Genomic DNA, 21,423 nt, shown 5'->3' with positions numbered 1-21,423 from the left:
CGGTGGCTCTCAAAAAGAGAACCAACGGCTGGCTCATTTGTTCATGATATGTTCTAATATAAAGCTAACGGCGACCCGTGAGTCAATCGAATTGGCGGACTTTCGGATTCATGAGCGTAATCAAAGGGATTCAACAATGGACGTGCAACGCAAGCTGGAAATTCTCGCGGACGCCGCCAAATACGACGCGTCGTGCGCCTCCAGCGGCACCGAGAAGCGGGATTCCAGCGACGGCAAGGGCATGGGCTCGACCGCGCCGGGCATGGGCATATGCCATTCCTACGCACCGGACGGACGCTGCATCTCGCTGCTCAAGGTGCTGCTGACCAACGCCTGCAATTACGATTGCCTCTATTGCGTCAACCGCGCCTCGTCCAACGTGCCGCGCGCCCGTTTCACCGTCGACGAGATCGTCAAGCTGACGCTCGACTTCTACCGGCGCAATTACATCGAAGGTCTGTTCCTCTCCTCCGGCATCATCCGCAACCCTGATTACACCATGGAGCAGGTGGTCAGCGTCGCGCGCAAGCTGCGCGAGGAACATCACTTCCGCGGCTACATCCACCTGAAAACCATTCCGGAGGCAGACGATGCGCTGATTACGGAGGCTGGCAAATATGCCGACCGTCTCTCCATCAACATCGAGATGCCGGACGAGACGAGCCTGCAACAATTCGCGCCGGAGAAGGACGTGCGCGCGATCCGCCGCACCATGGGCCGGCTGCGGCTGAAGCTCGACGAGGCCGAGGAAGGCCGCGCCGCGAAGACGAAAGCAAAGCCGCAGCGCTTCGCGCCCGCCGGGCAAAGCACGCAGATGATCGTCGGCGCAGATAGCGCCTCCGACCACACCATCCTCCACACCAGCTCCAATCTTTACGGCTCGTACAAACTGCGGCGCGTCTATTACTCCGCCTTCAGCCCGATTCCCGATGCCAGCCGCGCTTTGCCTCTGGTGCAGCCGCCGCTTCTGCGCGAACACCGGCTCTACCAGGCCGACTGGCTGATGCGGTTCTACGGTTTCGACGTCGGTGAGATCGTCGACGACAGCGCGATGCTGCCGCTCGACATCGATCCAAAGCTCGCCTGGGCGCTGCGCCATCGCGACCGCTTCCCGCTCGACGTCAACCGCGCCAGCCGCGAGGAGCTGTTGCGCGTGCCGGGCTTCGGCACCAAGGCGGTTGAACGCATCATCGCGACGCGGCGCACCACCACCATCCGCGTGGCGGATCTGGCGCGGCTGCACGTGCCCCGCAACAAGGCGCTGCCGTTCATCGTCCTCAGCGATCACCGTCCCACCCCGCATCGCCTCGATGCAGCCGGGCTGATCGAGCGGTTCAAGCCGAAGGCAACGCAACTAGGATTTGGCTTCTGATGCAGTACATCACTCTCGACACCGAGACCGATTTCGACGGCTGGCGCAAAGCCGCGCGCAGCCTCGTGCTGCATCATGTGCAGCCCACCGATGTCACATGGGCCGTGCAGGGCGGCGACGCCGATTTGTTCGCGCCATCCGCGCCGTCTCCGATACTTGAAGTGAACGATGGCACCTTCAGCGTCTCGGCGAAATTCGTCGACCTCGCCAAGGCTGCGATCCTGCATCGCGACCGCGAGCGCTTTGCGATCCTCTATCGCCTGCTGTTTCGACTGAAGGACAATCACGATCTCATCGAGGTCGCGACCGATCCTGACGTCGCGCAGATCACGGCCATGGCCAGAGCGGTTCATCGCGACGAGCACAAGATGCATGCCTTCGTGCGCTTCCGCGAGATCGGCCGCGAGCGCGCAGCGCATTACGTCGCCTGGTTCGAGCCGGAGCATCACATCGTCGAGCTCGCCGCGCCGTTCTTCGCCAAACGTTTTGCCGATATGCCGTGGTCGATCCTGACGCCGGACCTCTGCGCGCATTGGGACGGCCACGCGCTCTCGTTCACGCCGGGCGTCAGCAAGAACGAGGCGCCGGGTGAAGACCGGCTCGAGGAAACCTGGCGGCGTTATTACGCCAGCATCTTCAATCCGGCGCGGCTGAAGGTGAAGGCGATGCAGACGGAGATGCCGAAGAAATACTGGAGGAACCTGCCCGAGGCTTCGATCATTAAACCCTTGATCGAGGATGCCGAGCGCATGACCGGCGCCATGATCGCCAATGCCGCAACCGATCCGCACAAGCCTCAGAAGCGGCCGGAGGCTCCGATGACACGCAAGCTAGCTACCGACGATCTCGAAGCACTTCGCGAGGAAGCCGCGCATTGCCGCGCCTGCCCGCTCTACAAGGACGCGACGCAGAGCGTGTTCGGCGAAGGCCCGAGGGACGCCACCATCATGCTGGTCGGCGAGCAGCCCGGCGACAAGGAAGACCTCGCCGGCCATCCCTTCGTCGGCCCGGCCGGCCAGATGCTCGACCGCGCGCTGGCGGAAGCCGGCGTCGACCGCCAGAAGGTCTACGTCACCAACGCGGTGAAGCACTTCAAATTCGTGCCGCGCGGAAAGATCCGCCTGCACCAGAAACCGGCGACGCCGGAGATCAAGGCGTGCCGGCCATGGTACGAGCGGGAAGTTTCGGCAATCCAGCCCGAGCTCATCGTCGCCATGGGCGCCACCGCCGCGCAAAGCGTGTTCGGCAAGATCACTCCCATCGGCAAGACCCGCGGCCGGCTCATAGACCTCCCCGACGGGCGCAAGGCGCTGGTGACGGTGCACCCGTCCTATCTGCTGCGACTGCCAGATCCGGAAGCCAAGGCACTGGAATATCAGCGCTTTGTCGAAGATTTGAGGATCGCCGCTGGTCTCCAGAAGAAGGCCCCGCGCGCCGCCTAAATACCGGTGGGAAAGCGACTTTACGCCGCAGCTGTCATCCAGCCTTCAAATCCATCGCGGACAATAGCCCTTCCAATCAGTTAAGGGGCGTCCAAAAATGACCGATGTTGCATTCGACCGTGCGGTAGGCGATCCGACGCCCATCCAGCCGGCCTCACGGCCAAATCTCGACAAGGGCTTCAACCCGCTGACGATGATCCTGTTCTTCGGCATCCTCGCCGCGGGCCTGCTGTTCGTCGCCTACAGCATCTATGCCGACATCGACGCGACCGGCACGCGGGTCACGAGCTTCCTGCCCTACATCCTGCTGTTCGTTGCGCTGCTGATCGCGCTCGGCTTCGAGTTCGTCAACGGCTTCCACGACACCGCCAATGCGGTGGCGACCGTGATCTACACCCACTCGCTGCCGGCCGAATTCGCGGTGATGTGGTCGGGCTTCTTCAACTTCCTCGGCGTGCTCATGTCCTCCGGCGCTGTCGCCTTCGGCATCGTCTCGCTGCTGCCGGTCGAGCTGATCCTCCAGGTCGGCTCCAGCGCCGGCTTCGCGATGGTGTTCGCGCTGCTGATCGCCGCGATCCTGTGGAATCTCGGCACCTGGTATTTCGGCCTGCCCGCCTCTTCCTCGCACACGCTGATCGGCTCGATCATCGGCGTCGGCATCGCCAACGCCGTCATGCGCGGCCGCGATGGCACCTCGGGCGTGGACTGGACCAAGGCCACCGAGATCGGTTACGCACTGCTGCTCTCGCCGCTGTTCGGCTTCATCTGCGCCGCCGTGCTGTTGCTGCTGCTCAAGTTCGTCGTGCGCAACCCGGCCCTGTACGCGGCGCCCGAAGGCAACAAGGCACCGCCGCTCTGGATCCGCGGCCTGCTGATCGCGACCTGCACCGGCGTCAGCTTCGCCCACGGCTCCAACGACGGCCAGAAGGGCATGGGCCTGATCATGCTGATCCTGATCGGTACCGTGCCGACCGCTTACGCGCTGAATCGCGCGCTGCCGGAGAGCCAGGTCGCCCAGTTCCAGAAGGTCTCGGAAGCCGCCTCCAAGGTGATCGCCGCCAAGGGCGCCGGTCACTCGATCATCGGCGATCCCCGTCCTGCGGTGACGCAGTACATCACCTCGCACCACATCAGCGAAGGCACCTACCCCTCGCTGTCGGTGCTGGTGAAGGATGTCGGCGACCAGGTCGCGAAGTACGGCTCGCTCAACAAGGTGCCGGCGGAAGTGGTCGGCAACACCCGTAACGACATGTACCTGACGTCGGAAGCGATCCGCTTCCTGATGAAGGACAAGGAAAATGACCTCAACAAGGAAGAGGTCGCGACCTTGAACGCCTACAAGGGCGGGCTCGATAGCGCCACGAAGTTCATCCCGAACTGGGTGAAGATCGCGGTCGCCATCGCGCTCGGCCTCGGCACCATGATCGGCTGGAAGCGCATCGTCATCACGGTCGGTGAGAAGATCGGCAAGACCCATCTGACCTATGCGCAAGGCGCGTCCGCCGAGCTGGTCGCCGCCGCCACGATCGGCGCCGCCGACGTGTTCGGCCTGCCGGTCTCGACCACCCACGTGCTGTCGTCAGGTGTCGCCGGCACCATGGCCGCGAACGGTTCGGGCCTGCAAATGGCGACCATCCGCAATTTGCTGATGGCCTGGGTGCTGACGCTGCCCTGCGCGATCGCGCTGTCGGCCACACTCTACGTGATCTTCTCGCGCATCTTCTGAGCCGATCAGATCCCGCAAAAACAAAGGGCCCGTGCGATGCACGGGCCCTTTTCATTTGCTCCGAACTCGGCGTTACGACGCCGCGAGCGATTCCTCGATCAGCTTGACCCAGTAGGACGTGCCGTAGACGATCGCCTCGTCGTCGAAATTGTAGGCGGGATGGTGCAGGCCCGCGCTGTCGCCGTTGCCGCAGAAGATGAAGGCGCCGGGACGCGCTTCCAGCATGTAGGCGAAATCCTCGCCGCCCATCAGCGGCGGCATCTCGTGCACATTGGCATCGCCCGCGACTTGCTTTGCGATGCGCCGGGCCACCTCGGTCTCCGCGGCATGGTTGTTCACGACGGGATAGTTGCGCTGGTAGCGCAGGTCGATCTTGGCGCCGGTGATCTGCGCCACACCCGCCACCACTTCGTGCACGCGCTTCTCGACCAGCTTGCGCACCTCCGGCGACAGCGTGCGGATGGTGCCCTTCAGCGTCGCGGTCTGCGGAATGACGTTGCGGGCGTTGCCGGCGTGGAATTCGCAGATCGAGATCACGGCCGATTCCAGCGGATCGATGCTGCGCGCGACGATCGACTGCAAGGCGGTGATCACCTGCGCGCCGACCAGCACGGAATCGATGCATTTGTGCGGACGCGCGGCGTGCCCGCCGAGGCCCTCGATCATGATGTCGACCTCGTCGGTCGCTGCCATGATCGGACCCGGCCGGATCGCGAAGGAGCCCACCGGAATGCCCGGGCCGTTGTGCATGCCGTAGACCTGCTCGATGCCGAAACGCTCCATCAGGCCGTCCTTGACCATGGCTGCGCCGCCGGCGCCGCCTTCTTCAGCGGGCTGGAAGATCACCACGGCATCGCCGGCGAAGTTGCGGGTCTCGGCGAGATAGCGCGCGGCACCGAGCAGCATCGCGGTGTGGCCGTCATGGCCGCAGGCGTGCATCTTGCCCGGAGTCTTGGAAGCGTAAGGCAGATTGGTCTGCTCTTCGACGGGCAGCGCATCCATGTCGGCCCGCATGCCGATCACCTTAAGCCCCTCGCCGGCCGGCTTGTTGCCCTTGATCACGCCGACCACACCGGTTTGGCCGAGGCCGGTCACGACCTGATCGCAGCCGAACTCGCGCAGCCGGTCCGCCACGAATGCTGCGGTGCGGTGGACGTCGTACAGCAGCTCCGGATGCTCATGGATGTCCCGGCGCCAGGCCTGAATATCGGGTTGAAGGTCGGCGACGCGGTTCACGATGGGCATGGAGGGTCTCGAGCTTTGTTGAGAATACAGGACTGTCTACCATGCAAGCGGCAGTCCACCCAACTGCCAGACATCGGGGCCTAGCCCTGCCCGCCTGGCATGGCCGGACTTGTCCCGGTCGGCCGCGTCTGCCTATTAGGGCGGAACGTGAAGTGACCATCCGGGTGGAAGCAGAATGCCAAGGCGGCTCGAAGGTGAGTTTGACTACATTGTCGTGGGAGCCGGCACGGCCGGCTGCATCCTCGCCAACCGGCTCTCGGCCGTACCAGGGAACCGCGTCCTTATCCTCGAGGCCGGCGGCGACGACAACTGGATCTGGTTCCACATTCCGGTCGGCTATCTCTTCGCGATCGGCAATCCGCGCTCGGACTGGATGTTCAAGACCGAGGCAGAGCCGGGCTTGAACGGCCGTTCGCTGTCCTATCCCCGCGGCAAGGTAATCGGCGGCTCCTCGGCGATCAATGCCATGATCTCGATGCGCGGACAGGCCGCCGATTACGATCATTGGCGCCAGCTCGGCATGACCGGCTGGGGCTATGACGATGTGTTGCCAAAGTTCAAGCAGCTCGAGGATCACTTCCTCGGCGCGGGCGAGCATCACGGCGCCGGCGGCGGCTGGCGCATCGAGGCGCCGCGGCTGTCGTGGGATGTGCTCGATGCCGTTGGCGATGCCGCCGAAGAAATGGGCATCAAGCGCATCCCGGATTTCAACACCGGCGACAACGAAGGCACGAGCTATTTCCACGTCAACCAGAAGCGCGGCCGGCGCTGGTCGTCGGCACGCGGTTTCCTCAAGCCTGCATTGAACCGGGCGAACCTGCGGCTCGAGAAGCACGTGCTGGTCGACCGTCTCATCATCGAGCAAGGCCGCGCCGTCGGCGTGCGCTTCACGCAGAACGGCGAGATCATCGAAGCGCGCGCGAAGCGCGAGGTCATCCTCTCGGCCGGTGCGATTGGTTCGGTGCAGGTGCTGCATCGCTCCGGCATCGGTCCCGCCGACTGGCTGTCGCCGCTCGGCATCGACATCGTCATGGACAAGCCCGGCGTTGGCCGCAACCTCCAGGACCATCTCCAGCAGCGCGCGATCTACAAGGTCGAGGGCGTGCGCACGCTGAACGAGACGTACTACAACCTGTTCCGCCGCGGACTGATGGGGCTCGATTACGCCTTCCGCCGCCGTGGTCCGCTGACCATGGCGCCGTCACAGCTCGGCATCTTCACGCGTTCCGATGCGACGCGCGCACGTGCCAACATCCAGTTCCACGTGCAGCCGCTGTCGCTCGACAAGTTCGGTGATCCCCTGCACCGCTTCCCCGCGATCACGGTCAGCGCCTGCAATCTCCAGCCGACCTCGCGCGGCACCGTGCGGCTGCGCTCGGCGACGCCTGATGAGAAGCCGATCATCGCGCCGAATTACCTCTCGACCGACGACGACCGCCAGGTCGGCGCCGACGCCATCCGCACCACGCGGCGTTTGATGCAGCAGAAGGCGCTCGCCAAATATCGCCCGAGCGAATATTTGCCCGGCCCTACCGTCGGCGACGACGATGCCTCGCTCGCGAAGGCCGCCGGCGACATCGGCACCACCATCTTCCATCCCGTCGGCACGGCGAAGATGGGCGCGGTGAGCGATCCCATGGCGGTGGTCGACGAGCGGCTGCGCTTCTACGGCCTCTCGGGCTTGCGCATCGTCGACGCCTCGATCATGCCGACCATCACCTCGGGCAACACCAACACGCCGACCGCGATGATCGCCGAGAAGGGCGCGACGATGATCTTGGAGGATGCCCGTCCATGACCGGCATACGCCTGTTAACGCTGCTGCTCTGCCTGATGCCACAACTGGCTTTTGCCGAAAGGCTGAACATGATCGCGTTCGGGCACAAGCTGGAAATCATCAAAAACAAGGAGGATGAAGACGCCCTCTCGGTCGACGGAAAAAAGTTTGTCACGAGCCAGTACGTCGACATCAACGAGGTCGGCACCATCGGCGCCGCCGGATTTGCGATCGGCACCACAAGCCCCGGAGGCAACGCCTGCGATGGCTCGCTGTTCATCCTGAGTTTCCCTGAAAAAGAACCTGTCCGCATCGACGGACCGCTCGATACCTGCGGCCCGGTCACCTACAAGATCGACAAGGACCGTATCGTCGCCGAGAGCCCCGCGAGCCCCGGCATAAATGGAGCCCGCTGGACCTGGACCGTGAATGGCTTCGGACCGGCCGAGATCCTGAAGTTCACCACAACCACCGGCACCGGCTGGAACATGCTGCGGAACAGGTCGATCAATCACCCCGCCGATCTGCTCAAACACACCGAGTTCACCAGTCAGCTTCGCAAACTGCTGGGCCCCGCCGCTTACGCCAGCCTGCCGCGACTGCTGAACGGTCCGGGCAGCATTAGGTACGACGGCAATGTCGCGATTGCAGACGCGTGCCAGGCACATTCCTGCGACGACACGTCTGTCTTGATTGCCGTCGATATTGGATCGCAAAAGCTGATGATTGCGCTGAAGGATACCGACAAGCCCGCGATTGTGGCTCCCTGGGTAACAGATTGGCCGCCCGTAACAGCGGCAGACTTTGGCAAGTGGCGTCGCAAATGGCCCAAGTGATGCAACTCGGCCTCCCGTCATCCGCATGACCGATCCCCGTCGTTTTTCCATCGGCCCAGCCGACACCGAGATCGCCATGCTGCAATGGGGCGCGCGCGGAAAACCGCCCGCACTCCTCGTACACGGCACCGGTTTCGTTGCCGACGTCTGGAACGAGGTCGCGCGCGAGCTTGCATCGACCTGCACCGTCTACGCGCTCGATCGCCGCGGCCATGGCGCCAGCTACAAGCCCGGCTCCCATCATTTTCTGGATTACGCTGACGACATCTGCCGGGTGATCGACGCGCTCGATCTGCACGACGTCTACGGCATCGGCCACAGTGCCGGTGCGACCGATCTTCTGCTCGCGGCGAAATTGCTGCCCGGACGGTTCACGCGCCTGTTCGTGATGGAGCCAACCGCAATGGATCCGCGCACGGCCCGCTCCGGGGAATTGAGTGAAGACTCCGTCTCCCGCCTGCAGAGCACGCTGCGCCGACGTGCCGAATTCGACAGTGCCGACGCCGTCTTCGCGCGCTACCGCGTCGCGCCGGCGTTTGCGGATTGGACCGAGACCTCGCTTCGGGCGTATGTGAGCCACGGCTTTGTGCAGCTCGACGATGGCCGGGTGCGGCTCTGCTGCACGCCAGAGATCGAGTCCACGATCCTGCGTCCGATCTACGAAGCGATGGAGCAAGTCTATGTCGGCGACGCCCGCGGCAATCCGTTTGGCGGGCTCGCCGAGATCAACTGTCCGGTGCGCGTCACGACCGCCGCGAAGTCGGCACCGATCTACAAGGAAATGTCGCGACGCGCCGTGTCGTTGATTCCGCGTGTCAGCACGATGGTGTTCGAGGACGCCGGGCATTGCGTGGCGCAGGAAGTGCCGGAGCGCGTGGTGGAGGCCGTGCGGGAGTTCGCAGAATAGGTCTCGTGCCCCGGACGCGGCGCAGCACGAAGTGGTGCGCTGCTGAGCCGGGGCCCATCTCACCGCGTGCCGCGCGGCCCTCTAGGTCCCGGCTCTGCGGAGCAGCGTTGCACGCTGTACCGCGTCCGGGACACGAGATTATCCTCCTCACGAAATCGTCATCGTATCCAGGAATAACCCCCTCCCTCCCCCAATCACCTCCCCGAAGCCCAATTCCGGGCGAGCGGAGATTTGCGATGAGCGGACACGATCACGGGGACGACGGCGTCAGTCGCCGCAAGGTGCTGGAATGCATGACGTGGGCCGGCACCGGGGTGCTCTGGACCATCACCGGCGGTGTGCCGCGCTCGCTCGGCATCATCGATTCCGCGCAAGCCGCGACTGCGGCCACACCGGGCATGACCTTCCTGCAGATCAGCGACAGCCATGTCGGCTTCGACAAGCCGGCCAATCCCAATGCGCTCGGCACGCTGGAAGAAGCGATCAACAAGATCAACGCAATGCCGGCCAAGCCGTCCTTCATGATCCATACCGGCGACATCACCCATCTATCGAAGGCCGCCGAGTTCGACAATGCCGATCGCATCATCTCGCAGAGCAAGCTCGATGTTCACTATGTGCCCGGCGAGCATGATTTCCTCGACGAGGAGGTGAAGTTCTATCGCGAGCGCTATGGCCGCGGCACCAAGGGCGCAGGCTGGTATTCGTTCGACGCCGGCGGCGTGCACTTCGTCGGCCTCGTCAACGTCGTCGACCTCAAGGCCGGCGGCCTCGGCAATCTCGGCGCCGAGCAGCTCGCCTGGCTCGAGGACGATTTGCGCGGCAAGTCAAAATCGACGCCCATTGTGCTCTTTGCACACATTCCGCTCTGGACCGTCTATCCCGAATGGGGCTGGGGCACCGAGGACGGCGGCCGCGCGCTCGAATACGTCAAGGGCTTCGGCTCGGTCACCGTGCTGAACGGCCACATCCACCAGGTGATGCAGAAGGTCGAGGGCAACGTCACCTTCCACACCGCGCGCTCGACCGCCTTCCCGCAGCCCGCGCCGGGCGCGGCTCCCTCACCCGGACCGATGAAGGTCGAGGATGCCAGGCTGCGCTCCATGCTTGGCGTCGCCAGTATCAACTTCAAGCAGAACGAGCAGCGGCTCGCGATCATCGACACGCCGCTGCAGGGTTGATCCAGGAAGCTGACAATGAAGACACTCACTCGCCGCGACTTCAGCGTCGACCTCGGTCTCGCTCTTGCCGCGGCCATCCTCTTGCCCGCAACAAGCGCCCGTGCCGACGACATGGAAGTCCATATCGACAATTTCGTTTTCCAGCCGGCCGAGCTCAAGATCAAGGCCGGCACCACCGTGACCTGGACCAATCGCGACGACATCCCCCATACCGTGGTGTCGGCCGGCAAGTTCAGATCCAAGACCTTGGACACTGACGACAAGTTCTCGTTCACCTTCACCAATGCGGGCGACTACAAATATTTTTGTTCGTTGCATCCGCACATGACGGGGATGATCAAGGTTGAGTCATAGCTCGAACCAAGGCATCAACGTCTTGCCCGGCCGGTGGTCCCACGCCGGCCGGGCTCGTGTGCCTTCCGTCACACACGCCGACCAAACGGACGGCGACGAAACGAAGCCGCGAGAACAAGAGGCAAAGCGAGGAGCGATGCCCGCCAACGACGAATTGCAGAAGGCGCAACGCTTCCGCGAGGCGGCGCTGCCCTATCTCGACGACGTCTACACGCTCGCGCGCTATCTGCTGCGCGACGCCTCCGACGCCGAGGACGCGGTGCAGGAATGCTATCTGCGCGCGCTCAAGCATTTCGACAGCTATCGCGGGCCGGCGATGAAGCCCTGGCTGTTCGCGATCCTGCGCAACGTCTGCAACGCAGAATATGCGCGGCGTGCGCACAGGCGGCACAGCGCGTTCGAGGACACGCCCGGCGCCGCCGAGCAGACGCCGATCTGGCAGGAGACCGAGGTAAGCCCCGAAACCGAGGTTCTGCGCAGCCGCGATGCCGGCGCGATCCGCAAGCTGATCGACGCGCTCGCCGAGCCGTTCAGGGAGACATTCGTGCTGCGCGAGATCAACAACCTGTCCTATCGTGAAATCGCCGAGGCCGTGGGCGCACCCGTCGGCACCGTGATGTCCCGCCTCGCCCGCGCCCGCGCCATGCTGCGCGCGGCCTGGACGGCGGAGGAGGAGCAAGCCAGATGAATTGCGACGAAGCAAGGATCCTGCTTCACGCGCTGCTCGACAACGAGCTCGATGCCGGTCACGCGCGCGAGGTCGAGGCCCATATCGCCGGCTGCCCGAATTGCGCCGCCGAGTTCACTGCACAACGCGAGATACAGCGTGTGCTCGCTGACACCAATCTTCGCTACACCGCGCCGGCAAGCCTGCGCAGCCGGATCGAAGCCTCGCTGCCGCAACCGCAGCGCCAGCAACCGACCCGCCGCTCGGTGCTGCGCGGCTTCGCCATGGGTTCGGCGGTCTCAGCACTCGCCGCCTCCGGCGTCGTCGCCTTGGTGCTGCGCCAGGACGACCAGCAGCGCATCCTGTCGGAGGTTGTCTCCGCGCATCTGCGCTCGCTCCAGGCCGGCCACCTCATCGACGTGGTCTCGACCGACCAGCACACCGTGAAGCCGTGGTTCAACGGCAAGCTCGACGTCGCCCCGCCTGTGATCGATCTCACTGCGCAAGGCTTCACGCTGGTCGGCGGCCGGCTCGATTATATCGATGCACGTGCCATCGGCGCGGTCGTCTACAAGCGCCGGCAGCACGTGATCAATCTGTTCGTATCGCAGACATCGAACGCGGAATATCGCGCGCCGAAGACCGAGACCATGCAGGGCTTCAACTGTCGCCGCTGGGGCAATCGCGGCCTGAACTTCTGGGCCGTCAGCGACATCGGCGCCGACGAGCTCGCCGAGTTCGTCGACAAGTTCGAGGCGGCGATGAAGGCGAATGTAGAGGGGTAGGCCCCCAAAATGTATCATACAATGATACAGACATCTTGCATATGTATCAAACCTTGATACATTGGGTGGGTGATCAGGACGTTTCGTGACAAGACAACTGAGGCGGTCTTTAACGGCGAAGCTCCCAAGGGCTTTCCGTCCGACTTGGTGAAGGTTGCGCGCCGGAAATTGCGCTATCTGCACGCTGCAGCCATGCTCGGCGACTTAAGGGCCCCACCGGGCAACCGCCTCGAGGCCCTCACGGCCGATCGCAAGGGGCAGCATTCGATCAGGATCAACGATCAGTTCCGGATATGCTTCGTCTGGACGACAGATGGTCCAGATGAGGTCGAGATCGTGGACTATCACTAGGAGAACGCGACGATGGCCAAGAAACTCAAGCCCATGCATCCTGGTGAGGTTCTGCGGGAAGAATTTCTGATCTCGCTGAACATGTCCGCCGGCGCCCTTGCCAAGACGTGCGGCCTGCCGCGCACTCGTATCGAGCGGATCGCGAGCGAGCAGACCGGGATCACCGCCGACACCGCACTTCGGCTGGGCAAAGCGCTTGGCACGACCGCCGAGCTTTGGCTCAATCTTCAGAATGATTACGACATCCAGATCGCCAAACGCGATCTCGGCAAAGCTCTTGATCGCATCGAGACCGTGAACAAACCGAGGGCTGCCTGATACATCGTGCGGTACCGCCCACGCCATCATTCAAGCAGGGGAAACCGCTCGAACTCCGGCAGTTCGTGGGCCCGCTCCATCCAGCCAATCCGCTCGGCGACCTGAATGTGCATCGTCGCCGGAACGGCATCGGGGTGGTCATAGGTCCCGCTCTGGATGTCGATGATCCCGGGCATCAGGTTTTCGTTGACGTAGAACAATCCCGTGCCGCAATCGGCGCAGAAGTGCCGCCGTCCATGCTCGGAGGATTGATAGATCTTAGGCTGGCCGCGCACCACCTTGACCGCTTCGAGCGAATACATCGCCCAGCCGACCATCGGTGCTCCGGAGTGGCGACGGCAATCCACGCAATGGCAGAGCGCGTGCACCATCATGTCGCCATTCACTTCATAGCGGATCGCACCGCAATGACAGCCGCCAGTCACAGGCATCGCACACCCCTCTCCCGATCAGGTCAACACCGGGAAAGTAAGTGCCGATCTGGAATTTCAGGAGGCGACCTGCTTCAGCAAGTCGCACGTCGCGACATCAGGCCGCGGCGGAGGCCTTAGGCCGACCTTCGCACCGCGTTGTCCACCAGCGTCTTGCCGAGCGACCAGATCGCGCCGGGAACCTTATGGCTGCCGGCGATGACGTCGTCGAACGCCTTCTCGATCCAGGTGCAGTCTTCCTCGGTGATCGTGAGCGGCGGCAGCAGCTTGATGGTGTGGCTGCCGTGACCGGCCACTTGCGTGAGGATCTTGTGATCCTTGAACAGCGGCACGGTGATGAGCTGGCAGAACAGGCCCTTGTTGGCGGCCTCCAGCACGTTCCAGGAGGCACGCAGCCGCAGCGACTTCGGCGGGCCGAACTCGACGCCGATCATCAGGCCCTTGCCGCGCACTTCCTTCAGCAGCTCGTAGCCGGGCACCATGCGCGTCAGCGCGAGGCGCAGCTCGGCGCCGCGCTTGGCGGCGGACTCGATCAGCTTCTCGGACTCCATGACGTCGAGCGTGGCGATGCCCGCAGCCATGGCGAGGTCGTTCTTGGAGAAGGTGGAGCCGTGCACCACCGCGCGGTCCATCTGGTTGAAGATCTTGTCGAAGATGGCCTTGCGCGTCAGCACGGCGCCGACAGGCACGTGGCCGCCGGACAGCGACTTCGACAGCAGCACCATGTCGGGCTCGACGTTCCAGTGCTCGACCGCGAGGAAGCGGCCGGTGCGGCCCATGCCCGTCTGGATCTCGTCGGCGACGAACAGCGTGCCGTATTTTTTGCAGAGCGCTGCAGCACCGGGCAGGAACTCGTCGGTGGGCATGTTGACGCCCTTGCCCTGGATCGGCTCGACGACGAAGGCTGCGACCTCGCGCGAGACGAGCGCCTTTTCGAGCGCGGCCAGGTCGTTGAACGGGATCGAGGTGCAGCCCGGCAGCAGCGGCTCGAAGCCGGTGCGGAAGTTCGAATCACCCGTCAGCGACAGCGCGCCATAGGTCAGGCCGTGATAGCCGTGGGCGCAGTAGACGATGCCGGGACGCCCCGTCGCGCCGCGCGCGAACTTGATCGCGGCCTCGACGCATTCCGCGCCGGAATTGGCGAAGAAGGCCTTGTCGAGATAGGGGACGTATTTCAGGAGCCGCTCGGCGAGCACGCCGGCGAGCACCGAGACGTCGAACTGGACGAGGTTGGGCAAATCGGCATCGAGCACGCTCTTGAGCGCGTCGCGCATGACCGGATGATTGCGCCCGATCGCAAACACGCCGAAGCCGGACAGCAGGTCGAGATAGCGCGCGCCATCGCGGTCGTAGAGGTACTGCCCCTCCCCCTTCTGGAAGCCGACATCGTAGCCGATGGTCTTGAGGACACGAACGAACTGCTCGTTCATATGCCGGTTATGCAGGGCGCTGCGCTGGGCCTGACGGTCCGCGAAAAGCTGAGACATGTCTGGATTTGGGCTGTGCATCCGCTACATACTTCGGTTGAGGGCCGTTTCGTCAACTGAAAACGGACCGTTGCTGAAAACGGTCTGTGCGGCCTTTTGCCCTTTTTCGGACCATCTTCGCAAGCACAGCTTTAGACCATGTTGCACCGCCAAGGAACACTCATGCGTTTAGCCCTTTACACCGGACTAATACTGGCTGGCGGTTACGCCGGCCTGACACCCGCACTCGCCGCCGATCCCACCGGCGACTGGCGGGTCGCCGACGGCGTCGCCAATATCCGTGTCGCCCAGTGCAATGGCAGCATGTGGGGCGCGGTTTCCTGGGAAAAACAGCCCGGCGGCCGCGATGAATACAATCCGGACGCCTCGAAAAAGACCAGGCCGACGCTGGGCATGGCGACCCTGATCGACATGAAGAAAAAGCCCGGCGTCGATCAGTGGGAAGGCCAAGTCTATAACGCCAAGGATGGCCAGCTCTACAGCGCGACGATCACGCCGGCGGGCACCGACCAGCTTGAAATCAAGGGCTGCGTGATGGGTTTCCTCTGCGGTGGCGAGACCTGGACCCGCGTTGGCCCACCGATTCCCTTGAGCACCGCCAATGCCATGGCCAAGGGCGCGCCGAAATCCGCTGGCGCGGCGCCGAAGGCTCAGGCTGCGCCTCCTCAAGCCACCACGGGCGCTACCGCGCCTGCACCCGCGGCCCCGAAAGTCGCCGGCGCAGCCAAGCCTGGTCAGAAGAGTGCCGCCGACCCCGTCGGCGACATCTGCCTACTCCCTGAGATTGCGGGGTTTGCCCATTAGGGCGGGCTGGAACAACAGCACTGCGGCAAGCGTCGTTACCAGCGAGAGTGCGAGCAGCTTGCCCATGCTGGACGTTCCGGGATGGCTCGACAGCCACAGGCTGCCGAACGCGGTCGCCGTCGTCAGCGCGCTGAAAAAGATCGCACGCGTCAGGCTGGTCTGGAGCAGGTTTGTCCTGCCCGAGCGCCATGCCACGACGTAATAAATCTTGAAGGCGACGCCGACGCCGAGCAGCAGCGGGAAGGCGACGATGTTGGCGAAGTTGAGCGGCAGGCCGATCAACACGCAGATCTCGAGCGTCACCGCACCGGCCACCAGCAATGGCACCAGCGTCATCAGCACGTCGACGAACCGCCGCAGCGTGATCCACAGCAGCAGGCCGATCACCAGCAGCGCATAGATGCCGGCGTGGATGAAGGCCTTCACCACGGTGTCGCCGGATTTCAGGATCGAGACCGGCCCGCCGATCGCCATCGGCTCGGCAAGAAGCACCGCCGCCGCAAATTTGCGCAGCGTGTCGTTGTCGTTGGGATCGCCCTTCGGCAGCGCCTCGACGCGGATGATGCCATCCTTGCTCTTCCAGGCGTTGACGAGGTCTGGCGGCAGTGACTTCAGGGTGACCGGCTCAGCCTGCATCGCGCTCCTGAGCTGCTCGAACGCGATCTTCAGCGGCGTGACGAACACGTCCTGCGCCTTGTTCCGCGTGGCCTCGTCGCCATTGGCGAGCTTCTCGAGCGCGGTCGCCAGACGGCGCGAGGCGTCGGCGCCGGTGCCCTTCGCATCGCCCGCGGTCCGGCGCAGATTGTCGACCGAGGATTTCAGCGAATCGACGTTCTCCTTGTCCGTCGGCGCCGGGTCGATCTGATCGGGGTTGAGCGCGGGGTTCAGCACCTTGGCGCCCTGCGCGAGCAGCTTCAGCTTCGGCGGCTGGTCTTCCGGCACGAAGCTGTTGAGCGACATCACCCGCAGCACTTCCGGGACCTTTTCGAATTTGGCCTCGACCTGTTTTGCCTGCTCCTCCGAGGTCACCATCACGTTGATGGCATTGGCGCCGGTGTTGGGATCCTTGCGCAAATCGAGGAAGGTCGCGATCGACTCGGCCTTGGGGTTGCGCAGATTCATCGGGTTGAAGTCGAACTTCAGGAAGTAGAGCAGCGGCAGGCCGGCGACAGCCAGCAGCAACGTGCCGCCCACGACCAGCACGCGGTGCTTCTCCAGGAAGTGATCGAGCGGCGCCAGGAAGGCATAGCCGACGGGCTCCTGCTCACCGGGCGGGTTCAACAGCTTCAGCATCGCGGGCAGTATGGTGATGCTGGAGAGGAACGCCACCAGCATGCCGACGCCGGCGATCTGGCCGAGCTCGGAGATGCCCTTGTAATCGGTCGGCAGGAAACAGAGGAAGCCGGCGGCGGTCGCCATGGCCGCCAGCGACAGCGGCACCGCGGAGCGCTTGGCGGCAAGCACCAGCGCGCCGGAGAGATCGTTGTGCTTGTAGCGCTCCGAGCGGTAGCGGACGCTGTACTGGATGCCGAAATCGACGCCGAGGCCGACGAACAGCACGGCGAATGCGATCGACAGCAGATTGAACGAGCCGACCATCATCAGGCCGGCGGCTGTCGTCAGCGCAAGGCCGACGAAGAGATTGATGAAGACGGCGAAAATGATCTTCGACGAGTGCAGCGCCAGCCACAGGATCAGCAGCACGACCAGCACAGTGCCGACGCCGTTGACGACGGCGCCTTCCTGCACGGTGGCGTATTCCTCGTTGGCGATCGGCACCGGGCCGGTCAACCGCACCCGCGCCTGGTACTTGGTCGCGAAATCCAGATCGACCGCGGCCTTGCGGATCGCGTCGGTGGCGCCCTTGCCGGGCTCCAGCGCGTTGTAGTCGAGGATCGGCTTGAACTCGATGAAGGCGCGCTTGTCGGAATCCGTCAGCGGCTCGTCGCTGACGAGCTCGCGCCAGGAGAAGCTCGCATTGCCCTTGTTGAGCACGGTCTCGACGGTCTGCGCGATCTGGTTGAACGGCCGCGCGGTGTTGTCCAGCTTCACCTGGCCCCGCTTGACGCCGGCAAGTCCCGTCTCCAGCGCGCCGGTGAGGCCGCGGATCGACGGATCGCCCGCCAGGATCTCGATCAGGGGCGCTGCGGATTCGAACTGGCTGGTGATCTTGGCGACTTCCTCGGTCGGCAGGAACAGCAGGCCGTTCTTCTCGAAGAACTCGCCGGTGCCGAGCTGCTGCATCGACATGAAGTTCGTCTTGTCGTCCTTGAGCTTCGCAAACAGCGCGTCGGAAGCCGCGGTCGCCATCTCCGGCGTCTTCGCCTCGACCACCGCCGTGATCGTCGCGTCACGATCGAAGGCGCGATCGAACTGCTGGTCGCGCTGGCGCCAGTCCAGGTTCTGGGCAATCAGCGAATTGATGTCGGTGTTGATGGCGAAGTGCTGAGACGTGTAATAGCCCGCCCCCACCGACAACAGGAGCCCGAGAACGACGACGAGGGTGGCAAACCGGGTGCAGGCCCTGACGATGGCAACGACGACGCTTTGCAGCACTTCTTTTCTTTCTGTGTGAGCAGCCTGCCGAAAACGCCCGCTGTTTAACGGAGTTCCCGGGCGAAACCTATTGCTGTTTTGAGTGGCACTCGCCGGAACAAGGTTCGAGGTAAACGGCGGGCGGCCCTGAAAAAATCATTGCGAGGCGGTCGGTATAGCCGGGGAGATGAGGCGGGAAAGTGACGAAGAGGTGAGCAGAAATGTCGCCATTTTGTTCACAGCAATCGATGTATCGTGATACCTCTAAGTTCATCGCTCGGGAACTGGGCTTCGCCGGACCTTTCCTTTTTGCCGATTTTTTGACACAAAGTGCTGTACCTCCATGCACCGGATCCCAGTTGGGGTGGGCGGTTACCGCGTGAGCGCAGCCAATGGTGCGGTTATTGCAGCTCATGGGGCAGTATTGAGGTGCCGCCGGGGACTTCAGAAGCGGATTGGTGCAACTTGCGTGATGGGCGTCCTATGGAAGTTTATCCAGCGCAGCCGCGCGGCTTTGGCGCGGGCGTGGTGCGTGCAATCGAGATCGTGGAACGGGCGCTGGAGACGTACGGCCCGTCCGCTGACGTGCGCCATCAGATCACAAAGGTTCACAATCAGGGGAAGCGAACCATCACCAAGGGCCGTACCCTGATCCTGATCGGCCATGCCGGTCACCCCGAGGTCAATGGCGCGATGGGCCAGGTTCCCGCCCCCGTGCTGCTGGTCCAAAGCGTTGAAGAGGCTAATGCCCTGCCCCTGCCGGCAGATACGCCAGTGGCCTACATCACCCAGACCACCCTTTCGGTGGACGACACAAAGGATATCATTTCGGCCCTACAGGCACGCTTTACAGATATTCAAGGTCCGGATATCCGGGATATCTGCTATGCGACACAGAACCGCCAATCTGCGGTAAGGGACTTGAGCAAGCTGGTCGACGTGATCTTGGTGGTGGGCGCTGCCAATAGCTCGAATTCGAACCGGCTCCGCGAAATCGGCACTGAGGCCGGCGTCGCGAGTTATTTGATTGCCGACGGCAGCAAGCTCAATCCGGCGTGGTTGAAAGATGCCAAGACCGTCGGCGTCACGGCCGGCGCTTCGGCGCCTGAGGTACTCGTGGATGACGTGATCGAAGCGATGCGGCGGATCGGACCGGTCAAGGTCCCGGTGCTGCCGGGCCGCGAGGAAAACATCGAATTCAGGCTTCCGGCCCAATTGGCTGCGAGCTGACCCACCCGAATTCCAAGCCCAGAAAGAAACTTTGTAATGGCTATCCCCTTCTTCAAGGAAATGCGTATCGGCGGCTATTTGATCAAGCAGAAGCTGCTTGGCCGCAAACGCTATCCGCTGGTTCTGATGCTGGAGCCGCTGTTTCGCTGCAACCTCGCCTGCGTCGGCTGCGGCAAGATTGATTATCCGGATGCGATCCTCAACCGCCGCATGACCGCACAGGAGTGCTGGGACGCGGCCGACGAGTGCGGCGCGCCGATGGTGGCGATTCCCGGCGGCGAGCCGCTGATCCACAAGGAGATCGGCGAGATCGTGCGCGGCCTCGTCGAGCGCAAGAAGTTCGTCTCGCTCTGCACCAACGCGCTGCTGCTCGAGAAGAAGCTCGACCTGTTCACGCCCTCGCCCTACCTGTTCTTCTCGGTGCATCTCGACGGCCTGAAGGACCATCACGACAAGGCCGTGTCGCAGAAGGGCGTGTTCGACCGCGCCGTCTCCGCGATCAAGGCGGCCAAAGCGCGCGGCTTCACCGTCAACGTCAACGCGACCATCTTCGACGGCCACCCGGCCGAGGAGATCGCAAAGTTCCTCGACCTCACCGTCGAGCTTGGCGTCGGCGTCTCGATGTCGCCGGGCTACGCCTATGAGCGCGCGCCGGACCAGGAGCACTTCCTCAACCGCACCAAGACCAAGAAGCTGTTCCGCGATGTCTTTGCGATGGGCAAGGGCAAGAAGTGGAATTTCATGCATTCCGGCCTGTTCCTGGACTTCCTTGCCGGCAACCAGGAATACGAGTGCACGCCGTGGGGCATGCCCGCGCGCAACATCTTCGGCTGGCAGAAGCCCTGCTATCTGCTCGGTGAAGGCTACGCCAAGACCTTCAAGGAGCTGATGGACACCACCGACTGGGAGACCTACGGCACCGGCAAGTACGAGAAGTGCGCCGACTGTATGGCCCATTGCGGCTACGAGCCGACGGCCGCGACCGCAGCGATCAACAACCCGCTGAAGGCGATGTGGGTGTCGCTGCGCGGCATCAGGACCACGGGCCCGATGGCGCCCGAGATCGACATGACCAAGCAGCGCCCGGCGCAGTACATCTTCTCGGCGGAAGTGCAGAAGCGCCTGTCGGAGATCCGCAAGGACGAGGCCGCGGCTGCGCAGGAGAAGGCGGCGCGGAAGGCTTCGACCGCCGCGTAAGCGGCGCATCGATACGAACGAAAAGGCCCGGTCGCCATCGCGACCGGGCCTTTTTCTTTTTCAACTCAGCGTCGAGGACGAGAGAGCATCGCGCTTACCGGGCTTCGCGCACTCCCTCATGGCCTGCCGCTTTCGCCGCCCTGACGAGCTTGCGATCGAAGGTGACAAAAGCCTCGCAATGTCCGGATCTCGTCAGATGCAGAGCATCCGCGAAATCCATTCCCGTCGCGGCAAGGTCGAGTGCCGCCGCAACCATCGCGCCATCCTCGACCGTGACCGTCGGAAGTCCGGCGAAGCCGCGAAGCGCGCGCACGACGTCCGCAGCCGGGTACGCGTAGGCGCTTCGCAGCACCCATTCCACTTCGAGCAGTACCGTGACGGCGGCAAAGACCTTCTCACCGTCAATCAGCGCGCGGGCACGTGCGGACTGCTTGACGTGGTCCCCGGTGAGGTACCGAACGATCAGGTTGGTATCAATCGCGAGCATGTCGCCGCCTGGCTTCGGCAAGCACGCTTGCGTCCATCTCTTCCACCGTCTTCGGCTTGCCCTTGTAGGCCAGGACGCCGAACACATCCTCCGGCCGGGTTTCGGCAAAGGCCGGCGCCGGCTTCAACAACACCCCCTCTGGGGTGTCCTCGACCGTGAGCCGCGTTCCGGCTCCCCATTCCCGCCGCTGGCGAATGGCGCTGGGCAGGATGACTTGTCCCTTGGTGGAAACGATGGTGGTGAGCTTTTCCGCGCCGGCCATGGCTGACCTTCCAATGTAAGACAAATGTA

Annotated in this window: 21 protein-coding genes; 15 read left to right on the top strand and 6 right to left on the bottom strand. The window is 63.6% G+C overall.

The window, feature by feature from the left end:
• The first annotated feature begins 136 nt into the window (after nt 1-136).
• The 3 genes from AB7532_RS11220 to AB7532_RS11210 all read left to right on the top strand — a co-directional run bounded on the left by AB7532_RS11220 (nt 137) and on the right by AB7532_RS11210 (nt 4,540).
• The gene (locus tag AB7532_RS11220; protein ID WP_441234853.1) at nt 137-1,372 is read left to right on the top strand and encodes a putative DNA modification/repair radical SAM protein; all 1,236 of its coding nucleotides are present in this window, start codon (nt 137-139) and stop codon (nt 1,370-1,372) included.
• Nucleotides 1,372-2,814: a UdgX family uracil-DNA binding protein gene (locus AB7532_RS11215; RefSeq protein WP_441234852.1), complete on the top strand. Its 1,443-nt coding sequence runs from the start codon at nt 1,372-1,374 to the stop codon at nt 2,812-2,814. Before AB7532_RS11220 ends, AB7532_RS11215 begins: the two co-directional genes overlap by 1 nt.
• Nucleotides 2,815-2,911: 97 nt before the next feature.
• Nucleotides 2,912-4,540 (top strand): inorganic phosphate transporter, encoded by a 1,629-nt coding sequence (locus AB7532_RS11210; RefSeq protein ID WP_441234851.1) that lies wholly within the window; start codon nt 2,912-2,914, stop codon nt 4,538-4,540.
• Nucleotides 4,541-4,612: 72 nt separating this feature from the next.
• Here AB7532_RS11210 and AB7532_RS11205 read toward each other — a convergent pair whose 3' ends face one another.
• The gene (locus tag AB7532_RS11205) at nt 4,613-5,785 is read right to left on the bottom strand and encodes a M20 aminoacylase family protein (RefSeq protein WP_441234850.1); all 1,173 of its coding nucleotides are present in this window, start codon (nt 5,783-5,785) and stop codon (nt 4,613-4,615) included.
• A gap of 175 nt (nt 5,786-5,960) precedes the next feature.
• On the opposite strand from AB7532_RS11205, the gene AB7532_RS11200 reads away from it, so the two are divergent.
• The 9 genes from AB7532_RS11200 (at nt 5,961) to AB7532_RS11160 (ending at nt 12,961) form a co-directional block, all read left to right on the top strand.
• A complete protein-coding gene (locus tag AB7532_RS11200; RefSeq protein ID WP_441234849.1) occupies nt 5,961-7,583 on the top strand; it encodes a GMC family oxidoreductase in 1,623 nt (540 codons plus the stop codon).
• The gene (locus tag AB7532_RS11195; RefSeq protein ID WP_441234848.1) at nt 7,580-8,398 is read left to right on the top strand and encodes a hypothetical protein; all 819 of its coding nucleotides are present in this window, start codon (nt 7,580-7,582) and stop codon (nt 8,396-8,398) included. The genes AB7532_RS11200 and AB7532_RS11195 overlap by 4 nt, the downstream gene beginning before the upstream one ends.
• Before the next feature lie 25 nt (nt 8,399-8,423).
• Nucleotides 8,424-9,305 (top strand): alpha/beta fold hydrolase, encoded by an 882-nt coding sequence (locus tag AB7532_RS11190; RefSeq protein ID WP_441234847.1) that lies wholly within the window; start codon nt 8,424-8,426, stop codon nt 9,303-9,305.
• A gap of 236 nt (nt 9,306-9,541) precedes the next feature.
• A complete protein-coding gene (locus AB7532_RS11185; protein WP_441234846.1) occupies nt 9,542-10,486 on the top strand; it encodes a metallophosphoesterase family protein in 945 nt (314 codons plus the stop codon).
• Between the two features lie 15 nt (nt 10,487-10,501).
• Nucleotides 10,502-10,840, top strand: coding sequence for a cupredoxin domain-containing protein (locus AB7532_RS11180; protein WP_441234845.1), 339 nt, complete (start codon nt 10,502-10,504; stop codon nt 10,838-10,840).
• 136 nt (nt 10,841-10,976) lie between these two features.
• Entirely contained in the window at nt 10,977-11,528 is a 552-nt protein-coding gene (locus AB7532_RS11175; protein ID WP_441234844.1) for a sigma-70 family RNA polymerase sigma factor, read from the top strand.
• Nucleotides 11,525-12,292, top strand: a complete 768-nt coding sequence (locus AB7532_RS11170) for an anti-sigma factor family protein (RefSeq protein ID WP_441234843.1) — start codon at nt 11,525-11,527, stop codon at nt 12,290-12,292. The genes AB7532_RS11175 and AB7532_RS11170 overlap by 4 nt, the downstream gene beginning before the upstream one ends.
• Nucleotides 12,293-12,361: 69 nt before the next feature.
• Nucleotides 12,362-12,643 (top strand): type II toxin-antitoxin system RelE/ParE family toxin, encoded by a 282-nt coding sequence (locus tag AB7532_RS11165; RefSeq protein WP_441234842.1) that lies wholly within the window; start codon nt 12,362-12,364, stop codon nt 12,641-12,643.
• Nucleotides 12,644-12,655: 12 nt separating this feature from the next.
• Nucleotides 12,656-12,961, top strand: coding sequence for a HigA family addiction module antitoxin (locus AB7532_RS11160; protein ID WP_441234841.1), 306 nt, complete (start codon nt 12,656-12,658; stop codon nt 12,959-12,961).
• Between the two features lie 26 nt (nt 12,962-12,987).
• On the opposite strand, the gene AB7532_RS11155 is transcribed toward AB7532_RS11160, so the two are convergent.
• Both AB7532_RS11155 and hpnO read right to left on the bottom strand, forming a co-directional pair.
• A complete protein-coding gene (locus tag AB7532_RS11155; protein ID WP_441234840.1) occupies nt 12,988-13,392 on the bottom strand; it encodes a GFA family protein in 405 nt (134 codons plus the stop codon).
• 116 nt (nt 13,393-13,508) lie between these two features.
• Nucleotides 13,509-14,900, bottom strand: coding sequence for an aminobacteriohopanetriol synthase HpnO (gene hpnO, locus AB7532_RS11150; RefSeq protein WP_441234839.1), 1,392 nt, complete (start codon nt 14,898-14,900; stop codon nt 13,509-13,511).
• Between the two features lie 141 nt (nt 14,901-15,041).
• On the opposite strand from hpnO, the gene AB7532_RS11145 reads away from it, so the two are divergent.
• Nucleotides 15,042-15,683, top strand: coding sequence for a DUF2147 domain-containing protein (locus tag AB7532_RS11145; RefSeq protein ID WP_441234838.1), 642 nt, complete (start codon nt 15,042-15,044; stop codon nt 15,681-15,683).
• Here AB7532_RS11145 and AB7532_RS11140 read toward each other — a convergent pair.
• Nucleotides 15,651-18,239 (bottom strand): MMPL family transporter, encoded by a 2,589-nt coding sequence (locus tag AB7532_RS11140; RefSeq protein WP_441234837.1) that lies wholly within the window; start codon nt 18,237-18,239, stop codon nt 15,651-15,653. The genes AB7532_RS11145 and AB7532_RS11140 overlap by 33 nt on opposite strands.
• A 462-nt stretch (nt 18,240-18,701) precedes the next feature.
• On the opposite strand from AB7532_RS11140, the gene ispH reads away from it, so the two are divergent.
• Nucleotides 18,702-19,448 (top strand): 4-hydroxy-3-methylbut-2-enyl diphosphate reductase, encoded by a 747-nt coding sequence (gene ispH / locus AB7532_RS11135; protein WP_441234836.1) that lies wholly within the window; start codon nt 18,702-18,704, stop codon nt 19,446-19,448.
• A 36-nt stretch (nt 19,449-19,484) separates the two neighbouring features.
• Complete coding sequence (gene hpnH / locus AB7532_RS11130) at nt 19,485-20,645, top strand: adenosyl-hopene transferase HpnH (protein ID WP_441234835.1); 1,161 nt, start codon at nt 19,485-19,487, stop codon at nt 20,643-20,645.
• 94 nt (nt 20,646-20,739) lie between these two features.
• Here hpnH and AB7532_RS11125 read toward each other — a convergent pair whose 3' ends face one another.
• Nucleotides 20,740-21,132 (bottom strand): type II toxin-antitoxin system VapC family toxin, encoded by a 393-nt coding sequence (locus AB7532_RS11125; RefSeq protein ID WP_441234834.1) that lies wholly within the window; start codon nt 21,130-21,132, stop codon nt 20,740-20,742.
• Nucleotides 21,119-21,394, bottom strand: a complete 276-nt coding sequence (locus tag AB7532_RS11120; protein ID WP_441234833.1) for an AbrB/MazE/SpoVT family DNA-binding domain-containing protein — start codon at nt 21,392-21,394, stop codon at nt 21,119-21,121. Before AB7532_RS11120 ends, AB7532_RS11125 begins: the two co-directional genes overlap by 14 nt.
• Between the last annotated feature and the right edge of the window lie 29 nt (nt 21,395-21,423).

It is taken from the genome of Bradyrhizobium sp. 930_D9_N1_4 (assembly GCF_052076015.1).
Taxonomy (GTDB): Bacteria; Pseudomonadota; Alphaproteobacteria; order Rhizobiales; family Xanthobacteraceae; genus Bradyrhizobium.
The sequence above is the reverse complement of the archived record's forward strand: the minus strand, read 5'-3'. Positions and strand labels throughout refer to the sequence as shown.